The organism is Nonomuraea sp. NPDC049141 (genome assembly GCF_040648415.1).
Taxonomy (GTDB): domain Bacteria; phylum Actinomycetota; class Actinomycetes; order Streptosporangiales; family Streptosporangiaceae; genus Nonomuraea.
Genome location: NZ_JBEZDR010000037.1, coordinates 53724 through 64249 on the forward strand (window position 1 = coordinate 53724; position 10526 = coordinate 64249).

9 protein-coding genes and 1 pseudogene are annotated in these 10526 nt (G+C 69.5%); 8 read left to right on the forward strand and 2 right to left on the reverse strand.

Going from position 1 to position 10526, the window contains the following annotated elements; translation table 11 throughout:
• Nucleotides 1-63: 63 nt before the first annotated feature.
• The 5 genes from AB0B91_RS60475 to AB0B91_RS60495 all read left to right on the forward strand — a co-directional run bounded on the left by AB0B91_RS60475 (nucleotide 64) and on the right by AB0B91_RS60495 (nucleotide 6914).
• Nucleotides 64-1377 carry a ricin-type beta-trefoil lectin domain protein gene (locus AB0B91_RS60475; RefSeq protein WP_358341535.1) on the forward strand — a complete coding sequence of 438 codons (1314 nt, stop codon included), beginning with the start codon at nucleotides 64-66 and terminating at the stop codon, nucleotides 1375-1377.
• Nucleotides 1377-3512, forward strand: coding sequence for an RICIN domain-containing protein (locus tag AB0B91_RS60480; RefSeq protein WP_358341538.1), 2136 nt, complete (start codon nucleotides 1377-1379; stop codon nucleotides 3510-3512). Before AB0B91_RS60475 ends, AB0B91_RS60480 begins: the two co-directional genes overlap by 1 nt.
• A 194-nt stretch (nucleotides 3513-3706) precedes the next feature.
• Nucleotides 3707-4861, forward strand: a complete 1155-nt coding sequence (locus AB0B91_RS60485; RefSeq protein WP_358341541.1) for a N(5)-(carboxyethyl)ornithine synthase — start codon at nucleotides 3707-3709, stop codon at nucleotides 4859-4861.
• Between the two features lie 65 nt (nucleotides 4862-4926).
• Complete coding sequence (locus AB0B91_RS60490) at nucleotides 4927-6318, forward strand: selenium-binding protein SBP56-related protein (protein ID WP_358341544.1); 1392 nt, start codon at nucleotides 4927-4929, stop codon at nucleotides 6316-6318.
• A complete protein-coding gene (locus AB0B91_RS60495; protein ID WP_358341565.1) occupies nucleotides 6306-6914 on the forward strand; it encodes a hypothetical protein in 609 nt (202 codons plus the stop codon). The genes AB0B91_RS60490 and AB0B91_RS60495 overlap by 13 nt, the downstream gene beginning before the upstream one ends.
• Before the next feature lie 417 nt (nucleotides 6915-7331).
• Here the strand turns inward: AB0B91_RS60495 and AB0B91_RS60500 are convergent.
• Nucleotides 7332-7511 (reverse strand): annotated as a pseudogene (locus tag AB0B91_RS60500) (helix-turn-helix domain-containing protein); the annotation flags it as partial.
• A 93-nt stretch (nucleotides 7512-7604) separates the two neighbouring features.
• Between AB0B91_RS60500 and AB0B91_RS60505 the strand changes: the two are divergent.
• On the forward strand, nucleotides 7605-8696 hold the full coding sequence (locus tag AB0B91_RS60505) for a Gfo/Idh/MocA family oxidoreductase (RefSeq protein WP_358341547.1): 1092 nt from the start codon (nucleotides 7605-7607) through the stop codon (nucleotides 8694-8696).
• Between the two features lie 27 nt (nucleotides 8697-8723).
• Here AB0B91_RS60505 and AB0B91_RS60510 read toward each other — a convergent pair whose 3' ends face one another.
• Nucleotides 8724-9614 (reverse strand): LysR family transcriptional regulator, encoded by an 891-nt coding sequence (locus tag AB0B91_RS60510; protein ID WP_358341550.1) that lies wholly within the window; start codon nucleotides 9612-9614, stop codon nucleotides 8724-8726.
• A 183-nt stretch (nucleotides 9615-9797) separates the two neighbouring features.
• Between AB0B91_RS60510 and AB0B91_RS60515 the strand changes: the two genes are divergently transcribed.
• Both AB0B91_RS60515 and AB0B91_RS60520 read left to right on the forward strand, forming a co-directional pair.
• Nucleotides 9798-10184: a VOC family protein gene (locus AB0B91_RS60515; protein WP_358341553.1), complete on the forward strand. Its 387-nt coding sequence runs from the start codon at nucleotides 9798-9800 to the stop codon at nucleotides 10182-10184.
• Nucleotides 10185-10245: 61 nt separating this feature from the next.
• A partial coding sequence (locus AB0B91_RS60520; RefSeq protein WP_358341556.1) for a serine hydrolase occupies nucleotides 10246-10526 on the forward strand: 281 nt, incomplete at its 3' end.

The following is a 10526-nucleotide window of genomic DNA, read 5'->3' on the forward strand; positions in this document are numbered from 1 at the left end:
CGGCGTACACCCCCCACAGAAAGTGACACCCCCATGAAAAGACAAGGAATCATCCTTGCCTCCGTGACGGCTTTAGCCGTGGCGGGCCTCGCTTCCCCGGCCTCGGCCGCCACCGGCCGGATCACCGGCTATGGCGGCAAGTGCGTCGACGTCGCCGGTGCCAGCAGCGCCAACGGCACCCAGGTCCAGCTCTGGACCTGCAACGGCACCACCGCCCAGTCGTGGACCACGCAGTCCGACGGCACGATCCGCGCACTCGGCAAGTGCCTGGACGTGGCGGGCGCGAGCAGCGCCAACGGCACCAAGGTGCAGATCTACGACTGCAACGGCACCGCCGCGCAGCAGTGGACGTCCGCCTCCGACGGCACCCTGCGAGCGCTCGGCAAGTGCCTGGACGCCACCAACGCCGGCTCGGCCGACGGCACACCCCTGCAGATCTGGAGCTGCGGCACCGGCGCCAACCAGAAGTGGACGCTGCCCTCCGGCGACAGCACCCCCAATCCCGGCAAGCTACCCGGCGCCCCGTACCTCTACATGGGGTGGGGGAGCCCGCCCAACCCGGGCACGGTCATGGACGCGACCGGTGTCAAGTCCTTCACGATGGCCTTCATCCTGTCCGGCGGCGGCTGCACGCCCCGCTGGGACGGCTCCCGTGCGCTGACCGGCGGCGCCGACCAGCAGGCGATCAACACGATCAAGTCCAAGGGCGGTAGCGTCCAGATCTCCTTCGGCGGCTGGTCGGGCAGCAAGCTCGGCCCCAACTGCGGTACGCCTGAGGCGTACGCGGGCGCCGTGCAGCAGGTCATCAACGCTCTGGGACCCGCGGCCGTCGACTTCGACATCGAGAACACCGACGAGTACGAGAACTACACCGTCCAGGACCGCATACTCAACGGCCTCAAGATCGTCAAGGCGAACAACCCGAACGTCAAGGTGGTCGTCACCTTCGGCACCTCCACCAGCGGCCCGGCCGGCGCGGGCACCCGGCTGATCAACCGGTCGAGGGAGCTCGGCGTCCCGATCGACAACTACACGATCATGCCGTTCGACTTCGGCGGCGGGTCCAGTATGTACCAGAGCACGGTCAACGCGGCCGAAGGGCTGAAGAACGCTCTGAAGTCGGCGTTCGGCTGGTCGGACGCCACGGCGTACGCGCACATGGGCATCTCCGGCATGAACGGCCTGTCCGATCAGTCGGAGGTCACCTCGGTCGCCACCTGGACCCAGATCCGCGACTACGCCAACTCCCATGGCCTGACCAGGCTCGCCTTCTGGTCGGTCAACCGCGACCGCCCCTGCTCCGGAGGGCTGTCCGAAACCTGCAGCGGCGTCTCCCAGAGCGCCTGGGACTTCACCAGACTGACGGCGGGGTTCTGATGCGTGCCCTAGTCGTCCTCGTGCTGATCGCGGCCGGGTTCGTCCTCATGCCGGCAGCGCAGGCAGCCGTCCCCACCGGCCTGACCACCGTGGTCGCCAAGCACAGCGGCAAGTGCGTCGACGCCCGCGGCGCCGCCACCGCCAACGGCACCGCCGTCCAGCAGTACGCGTGCAACGGCGGCGGCGCGCAGCTCTGGCAGTTCCAGGCCACCAGCGGTGGTTACCACCGGGTCGACAGCTCGCTCAACGCCACGCAGGCCTGGGACGTGACCGGTGTCTCGACCGCCGACAGCGCACCGGTCCAGTTGTGGGCCTACGGCGGCGGCAACAACCAGCAGTGGCTGCCGGTGGAGGAATCCGGAGGCACGTACCACCTGGTCAACAGGAACAGCGGCAAGTGCCTCGACGTGCCGGGCGCCTCCACGGCCGACAGCGTGCAACTGCAGCAGTACGCCTGCAACGGCACAGCGGCGCAGTCGTTCACCCTGTCGGGCGGCGGCGGTGGCCCCAATCCCGACCTGGGGCCGAACGTGCGCGTCTTCGACCCGTCGATGCCCGCGTCCACGATTCAGTCGCAGCTCAACTCGGTGTTCAGCCAGCAGCAGTCCAACCAGTTCGGGTCCAACCGGTACGCGCTGCTGTTCAAGCCGGGCACCTACGGCGTGGACGTCAACGTGGGCTTCTACACCCAGGTCCTTGGCCTGGGACAGACGCCGGACGCGGTGACGATCAACGGAGCCGTGCACGCCGAGGCCGACTGGTTCGGCGGCAACGCCACGCAGAACTTCTGGCGCTCGGCCGAGAACCTCTCGGTCACCCCGGCGGGCGGCACGGATCGGTGGGCGGTCTCGCAGGCGGCGCCGTACCGGCGCATGCATGTGCGCGGAAACCTGCAGTTGGACGACGGCGGCTGGTCGAGCGGCGGGTGGATCTCCGACTCGCGGATCGACGGTCAGGTCAGGTCCGGGTCGCAACAGCAGTGGATCTCCCGCAACTCGGCCTTCGGGTCCTGGAGCGGGTCGAACTGGAACATGGTCTTCGTCGGGGTGTCCGGCGCGCCGGGCAACACCTTCCCCAGCCCGCCGTACACGACGGTGGGGCAGGCGCCGGTGGTACGGGAGAAGCCGTTCCTCTACATCGACGCGGCAGGGGCCTACCAGGTGTTCGTGCCCGCGCTGAAGTCGAACTCCGCCGGGGTGTCGTGGCCGGGCGCCGGCACGTCGCTGCCGATCAGTCAGTTCTTCGTCGTCAAGCCGGGCAACACCGCTGGTGACATCAACGCGGCGCTGGCCGCGGGCAAGGACCTGCTGGTCACGCCGGGCGTCTACCACCTGAACGACACGATCAGGGTCACCAGGGCCGACACCGTGGTGCTCGGTCTTGGATTGGCGACGTTCGTACCCGACAACGGCATCACGGCGATGACCGTCGCCGACGTGGACGGCGTCAAGATCGCCGGCCTGCTGATCGACGCCGGGACCGCGAACTCGGCGACGCTCATGCAGGTCGGCCCGGCGGGCTCGGCGGCCTCACACGCGGCCAACCCCACCTCACTGCACGACGTCTTCTTCCGCGTCGGCGGCGCCGGGGTGGGCAAGGCGTCACAGAGCCTGGTGATCAACAGCGACAACGTGATCGGTGATCACACCTGGATCTGGCGGGCCGACCACGGCAGCGGCGTCGGGTGGAACACCAACACGACCGTCAACGGGCTCGTCGTCAACGGCGACGACGTGACGTTCTACGGACTGTTCGTCGAGCACTTCCACCAGTACCAGGTCATCTGGAACGGCAACGGCGGGCGGACCTACTTCTTCCAGAACGAGATGCCCTACGATCCGCCCAGCCAGGCGTCCTGGATGAACGGCTCCACCCGGGGCTGGGCCGCCTACAAGGTCGCCGGTTCGGTCACCTCGCATGAGGCCTGGGGGCTGGGCAGCTACTGCTACTTCAGCGCCAACCCCGCGGTGGTGGCCGACCGGGCCTTCGAGGTGCCGAACACGCCGGGGGTCCGCTTCCACCACATGGTGACGGTCTCCCTGGGCGGCACCGGAACCATCGCCCACGTCATCAATTCCACGGGAGGCCCAAGCAACTCCTCCACAAACGTCGCAAACCTCACCGAATACCCGTAACCCACCAACGCGTCCTCCCCTTTACCGAAAGGGGAGGACGCGCCGCGTCGGCTTGCTCGGGCTGAGCGTCCGAGCCACGGCAACGTGCGCAAGGTACGCGCTCGGCCACCTGTGGGAATGACCACCGGACATGATGTCGGGACATTTCACCGAGGTGCACCTGCTAGACATAGGGTCAACCCAAGGGAGCCCGTATGGATCAGCTCAGTCTCGGCGTCGTGTCACACTCACGCAAGGAGAACGAGCACCGGCTGGCCATCCACCCGCTGCACCTTGAGCGGATCGAAGCCGATCTTCAGCACCTCATCTACCTCGAACGCGGCTACGGCGAGCATTTCGGCATCTCTGATGAGCAACTGGCGCCGCACGTCGCCGGGTTGCTGTCACGGGAGGAGCTGGTGGCGCGCTGCGATGTCATCCTGCTGCCCAAACCCCTGGCCCAGGACCTCAAGGAGTTGCGCGACGGACAGATCCTGTGGGGCTGGCCGCACTGCGTACAGGATGAGGAGGTGACCCAGCTCGCGATCGACCGGCGGCTCACTCTGATCGCCTTCGAGGCGATGAACCACTGGAACAGTGACGGCACCTTCAACCTGCACGTCCTGCACAAGAACAATGAGATGGCCGGCTACTGCTCGGTTCTGCACGCCCTGGCGCTCACCGGGACGACCGGCGACTACGGGCGGCGGCTGCGGGCGGTCGTCATCAGCTTCGGCGCGACCGGCCGGGGCGCGGTGACGGCCCTGAACGCGCACGGCGTGAACGACATCGATCTGCTCACCTTCCGCGACGTCACCGCGGTCGCCTCGCCCATCCACTCGGCGCGCATCGTGCGCTTCGAGCACGAAGCCGACGACCCCAACCGCAGTTATGCGCTCACCGACAGCGGCCGGATCCCGCTCGCCGCGTTCATCGCCGACCATGACATCGTCGTCAACTGTGTGCTGCAGAACACCGACCATCCACTGATGTTCGTCACCGAGGACGATCTGGACGCCTTCGCGCCGGGCACACTCATCGTGGACGTGTCGTGCGATGAGGGGATGGGCTTCAGCTGGGCGCGGCCCACATCCTTCACGCGGCCGATGTTCGAGGTGGGCGACAACGTCCATTACTACGCCGTCGACCACAGCCCGTCCTACCTGTGGGACTCGGCCACCTGGGAGATCAGCGAGTCCCTGCTGCCGCATCTGCGGACGGTGCTCACCGGCCCCAAGGCCTGGGACGAGGGCGACACCATCCGGCGAGCCATCGAGATCCGTGACGGCGTCATCCAGAACCCCGCCATCCTCTCCTTCCAGCACCGTTCACCGGACTACCCGCATGCGCACGTGGCTCCCTCGCTGTAGAGAGATTCCGAAAACGTGGCCCATACCCGGTTGACCGTGTAGGAAATTAGTGGATACGTGGGAGAATGAGCCTCTGGACTCCGGATCCCACGTTCTATCCTTCGCCCAGGGACGCGGCCGACGCGCCCGCCGAGAAACTGGCCTACGTCGCCGCCTTCGACAGGTCGGCGACCAGGCCGGACGCGCTGGCCGTACTCGACACCGATGCCACCTCGCCGACCTACGGCCAGGTGGTGGGCTGGACCGACCTGCCCTACACCGGCGACGAGCTGCACCACTTCGGCTGGAACGCCTGCAGCAGCGCGCTGTGCCCCTACGCCCCGCACCCGCACGTCGAACGCCGCTACCTCATCGTGCCGGGGCTGCGGTCCTCGCGGATCCACGTCTTCGACACCAAGGACCGGATCAGCCCCGAACTGGTCAAGGTCATCGACGCGGAGGAGCTGGCCAAGCGGGCCGGCTACTCGCGGCCCCACACCGTGCACTGCGGGCCGGAAGGGCTCTACCTGTCCGCGCTCGGCGGCGCGAACGGCAACGAGGGGCCGGGCGGGATCGCGATCCTCGACCACACCTCCTTCGAGGTGCTCGGGCGCTGGGAGGTCGACCGGGGACCGCAGTATCTCGCCTACGACTTCTGGTGGCACCTCAACCATGACGTGCTGATCAGCTCCGAGTGGGGCACGCCGTCGATGATCGAGGACGGGGTGGTCGGGGAGCTGCTGCTCGGCCGCGCGTACGGGCACAAGCTGCACTTCTGGGACCTGCGCAAGCGCAGGCATGTCCAGGAGATCGACCTCGGCGACGAACACCAGATGACCCTGGAGCTCCGCCCGGCCCACGACCCCACCCGCACCTACGGGTTCGCCGGGGTCGTCATCAGCGTCGCGGACCTGTCGGCCTCCGTCTGGCTCTGGTTCCAGGAGGACGGCCGCTGGCAGGCCCGCAAGGTGATCTCCATTCCCGCCGAGCCCGCCGACGCCGGCCTGCTGCCGCCCCTGCTGCAGCCCTTCGGCGCGGTGCCTCCGCTGGTCACCGACATCGACCTGTCGGTCGACGATCAGCGGCTGTACGTCTCGTGCTGGGGCACCGGCGAGCTCAAGCAGTACGACGTCTCGGACCCGACCAAGCCCGTGGAGCTGGGCTCGCTCAAGATCGGCGGCATCGTCCGGCAGGCGCCCCATCCAGCCGAGCCGTCGCTGCCCCTGCGGGGCGGCCCCCAGATGGTGGAGGTCAGCCGCGACGGCCGCCGCGTCTACGTCACCAACTCCCTGTACGGCGCCTGGGACGACCAGTTCTACCCCGAGGGCGTCGGCGCCTGGATGGCCAAGATCGACGCCGACTCCTTCACCCTCGACACCCGCTTCTTCCCCCACGGCGAGGCGTTTCGCGGCCTGCGCCCTCACCAGGTACGGCTTCAGGGCGGCGATGCCTCCTCCGATTCCTACTGCTACCCGTGACGATCGCCACCGTGCTCCTGCTGGGCGCCTTCCACGGCCTGAACCCGGCCATGGGCTGGCTGTTCGCCGTGGCCCGCGGCCTGCAGGAGCGCAGCAGGGACCTGCTGCTGCAGTCGCTGCCGGTCATCGCGCTCGGCCACCTGGCCTCGGTCGCCCTGGTCGCGCTCGTCGTCGGCGCCACCGGCTCGCTGGTCACCGGCAGGGTGCTGTCGATCGGCGGCGGGGTGGTGCTGGTCGGGTTCGGCCTGTGGCGGCTGCTGTCGACCCGTTACTTCCGCTGGGTGGGGATGCGGCTGTCGCTGTGGCAGCTGGCCTGCTGGTCGTTCCTGATGTCCTCGGCCCACGGCGCCGGCCTGATGCTGCTACCGGTCTTCACCAGCCTGCACGTCCCCGGCCACCCGGGCCACGCCCTCACGGGCGGCCTGGCGGTGGCCGCCCTGCACACGCTGGCGATGTTCGTGGTGGCGGGCGTCATCGCCCTGGTCGTGTACGAGGTGGTGGGCCTCACGGTGCTCCGGCGCGCCTGGTTCAACCTGGACCGCATGTGGGCGGTCGCCCTCGTGAGCGCGGGCGTCATCACCCTGGTCCAGGCGTGACGGCCAGATCCGCAGCGCCGTGGCGGCGAGCCGGAGCAGCTCCTCCCTCCCCGCACCCCCGGCGGCCGCGACCGCGATGCCGTCAGACAGGGCGGTGACCAGGCGCGCCAGGTCGGCGGGGTCGCAGTCGCCCGGCAGGTCGCCCTCGTCACGCGCCCGCTCCAGGCGCGCGCGCAGAGCCGCCTCGCCGGCCTCCCTGCGGGCCGCCACCTCCTGCCGCACCGGCTCGGCCTCCGGCCCACCGGCATGTACGCAGTGGACGCTGAGGCATCCGCGAGGGGTGTCGCGGCCGGCGGTCAGCTCGACCGCGCCATACAGCAGCGCTTCGACGACGTCCCTGGCCCGCGGCGCCTCCAGGGCGCGGGCGGCGTAGGCCCCCGGGCCCTGCAGGTAGCGGTCCAGCACCTTGCGGAAGAGCTCCTCCTTGTTGCCGAAGGCGGCATAGAGGCTGGGCCGGTTGACGCCCATGGCCGCGGTGAGATCGGAGATCGCCGTGCCTTCGTAGCCCTGGCTCCAGAAGACCTCGAGCGCGCTGTCCAGCGCGGCGTCGGGGTCGAACGCGCGCGGGCGTCCTCCTGGCATACGCACCTCCTCCATGTTTCTTACCAATCGGTACGTTACTCGTTGACGCGCGCCCCGGCTCCCCGCTAGTTTCTTACCGATCGGTATATAACTTGTGGAGGAGCCATCGTGATCCGTATCGGCCTCATCGGCGCCAGCCCTGACCGCGGCTGGGCGACGGCCGCCCACCTTCCTGCGCTTTCGGCCCTGGAGGAGTACGAGGTGACCGCCGTCGCGACCACCAGGCTGGACAGCGCCCGCCGTACGGCCGCCGCGTTCGGCATCCCGCACGCCTTCGCCGACGCCGGCGAGCTGGCCGCCCATCCGGACGTCGACCTGGTCGCCGTGGTGGTGAAAGCGCCCGGCCACGCCAAGGCGATCGAGGCGGCGCTCGCGGCGGGCAAGCACGTCGTCTCGGAGTGGCCGCTGGGAGTGAACCTGACCGAGGCCGTCCAGCTCGCCGAGGCCGCCACCGCCGCCGGGGTGGCCAACGCGATCGTCCTTCAGGGCTTCCACTCTCCCTCGGCCGCCTTCGTCAAGGACCTGATCGCCGAGGGGCGGATCGGCGTCCTGGAGTCGATCACCATCGTGGCCGCGGGTGACATACTCGGCGGGGCCCGCATCCCGCAAGATCTCGCCTGGAGCACCGACCCGGCCGCGGGGATGAACCTGCTGACCGTCATGGCCGGACATGTCCTGGCCATGGTCGAGCACCTGGCCGGGCCGATGACCGAGCTGTCGGCCTCGCTCGCCCACCGCCATCGCGAGGTCAAGGTGATCGAGACCGGCCGGATGGTGCCCAGCGGGGTGCCCAGCCACGTGGCCGTCCACGGGCTGCTGGAGAGCGGCGCCGTGGCCGTGGTGAGCGTGCACGGAGGCAGTGCGCCGGGGCCCGACGGCTTCCACATCAAGATCACTGGTACCGAGGGCACGCTGGCCGTCGCCCCCACCCGGCCGGGACTGTACCCGCACTGGGCCGACTGGACCGTGACCCACGCCGCCGCCGACGGCACCCGCGCCGAGTACACCGTCGCGAACGACTCGCCCCTGCCGGCGGGACCGGCCGCCAACCTCGCCGTCTTCTACCGGGAGCTGGCCCGGGCGCTCGCCGACGGCCGGCCGGCGCACCCGTCCTTCGACACGGCCGTGCGCCAGCACCGCGTGCTGGCCGCCATCGAGAACGCCTCGCGCACCGGCGTCCGCCAGGCGATCACCGGCTAGAGAGCGCCCCCGCGCCGAAGAACCGGCTCAGAGGGAGGCTGTGCCCAGGTCGCGGATCACCTGGGCCAGAGCGCGGACGGGTTCGGTCTCGGCGTCGCCGCGCCACACCAGCCCCCATCTCAGCAGCGGGGCGTCGTGGATCGGCAGGTAGACGATGTCGGGGCGAGCGTGGTAGCGGGCGGCGTGGGCGGCCAGGTTGTGCACGGCCTCGTCGGCGCCGACGAGGGTGAACACGTCGTCCAGGTGTGAGACGGCCAGGCTGCGCTCGATCAGCCGGCCGCTGGGGGTCTGGAAGGGCGTGAAGGCGTCCTCCCAGTAGTCGGGCTGGACGATCGAGGGCCGCATGACGCCGTGGTCGCCCAGCGCCTCGAGGGAGACCGACTCGCGGCCGGCGAGCGCGTGGCCGACAGGCACCAGCATCACCCTGTGCTCGGTGAAGACGACCGGCCCGACGGTCAGGTCGGGCTCCTCCACCGGCAGCCACGACACCAGGACGTCGATCTCCCCGTTGCGCAGCGGCTCGAACGGCTGGATGAAGGGATTGTGCCGGATCCGCAGCCCCCACGCGGGATGGCGGGAGCGGAACTCCTGCCAGAACGGGCGCAGGTCGTGGGCGTTGCTGGCCAGCATGCCGACGCGCAGCACATCGGTCTTGCCCTGGGCGGCCAGCCTGGCTCGTTCCATGCTGTCATGCAGGCCCTGGTACACCACCCGCAGGTCCTGGTACAGCCGCTCGCCGAGCGAGGTGAGCTGGACATTGCGGCTGGTGCGCTCGAACAGCTTGCCGCCGACGCCGCGCTCCTGCTTCTTGATCGCCTGGCTCACCCGAGCCGGAGTCACGTGCAGCCGCTCGGCGGTCTTGCCGAAGTGGAGCTCCTCGGCCAGGGCCAGAAAGATCTCGATGTCCCGCAGCTCCATTCCGCCCCCGATCGTGAACTTCTGGGTTAACCGGCATTGCGGCTTCCGCCGTTGTTTCCGGCCTGGCCAGCCAGAATGCTTGATCTTGTCAGCGGAGCGGGCTCCGGTGACCAAAGATCGACCTATCGGAAGGAAGTGTGGCATGTGCCTGTCGGTCCGGCGACCAGAGCCAGAGGCTCGCGCGTGAACGTGATCGCCTCCACGGTGTCGCTGAGCGTTGACGACATGGCGGCCTGCAGCCGGTTCTTCGGCACGCACCTGGGCTTTCGCGAGGTGGTGTCCGGCGACGGTTTCGTGTGGCTGGGTCGCGACGACGCGGCGGTGGACCTGGTCGTACGACAGCGCGACCTCGAGCAACCGCCGCAGGGCCGCGGCGACCGCCGGACGGACGTGATCGTGTCCTTCACCGTCGTCGGGATCGACGCCGAGCACGACCGGCTGCGCCGGGAGGGCGCCAACATCACCACGCCGCTGCGCCAGGAGCCGTGGGGCGAGTGGCGGCTGCGCCTGACCGACCCCAACGGCGTCGTGGTCCAGCTCGCCGAATGGATTCCGCCCGCCGGGGCGTGACCCCGCTGGCCGGCCACCACTGACCTGCACCCCCCTTCACACCATCAAGGAGACGAAGAACATGTCGGAGAACCTCACCTGGGACGCTGACGGCAACTGGACGGCCTCGGGGGAGTGGGGCACCAGCGGCTCCACCGGCCGGGGCTTCCACCTCGCCCGCTGGCAGGCCCGGCTGGACGAGCTGCGCGCCGCCCACCACGTGCCGGGCGCGGCGCTGGCCGTGCTGGTCGACGGCCAGGTCCACGAACTGGCCAGCGGGCTGCTGCACCGGGGGACCGGGGTGGAGGTGACGCCGGACTCCATCTTCCATTCGGGGTCGATCGCCAAGGTCTACACCGCCAC